This window comes from Micrococcus sp. GbtcB5 (genome assembly GCF_019091605.1).
Lineage (GTDB): Bacteria > Actinomycetota > Actinomycetes > Actinomycetales > Micrococcaceae > Micrococcus > Micrococcus luteus.
In genome coordinates this window covers 1-245 of the sequence record NZ_JAGXJK010000349.1, presented here as the reverse complement: position 1 = coordinate 245, position 245 = coordinate 1, and the positions used below count along the sequence as shown (strand labels likewise).

The following is a 245-nucleotide window of genomic DNA, read 5'->3' as shown; positions in this document are numbered from 1 at the left end:
GAAGGTCGACGTCGTCGTTCACGGCGAAGTAGTGGAAGGGCACAAGAATGTCCGCCTCAAGCGCGTCCCAGAGGCGCATTTCGGAGGCAATGCGTCCTTCAAACAGGTCCTTGACGTTGACCCCATCGGCGCGTTCCGGTGTCGCCGTCAGACCGAGGACCTCGCGTGGCCTGAGGTGGCGGAGGAGTGCCTCGTAGGAACTCGCAGAGGCGTGATGAAACTCGCCGATGACGACGACATCGAAC

General features: G+C 61.6%; 1 protein-coding gene. It reads right to left on the bottom strand.

Annotated features, from left to right (window positions below; all coding sequences use genetic code 11):
• On the bottom strand, positions 1–245 hold a 245-nt coding region (locus KVS67_RS12645), incomplete at both ends, for a DEAD/DEAH box helicase (RefSeq protein WP_217565514.1).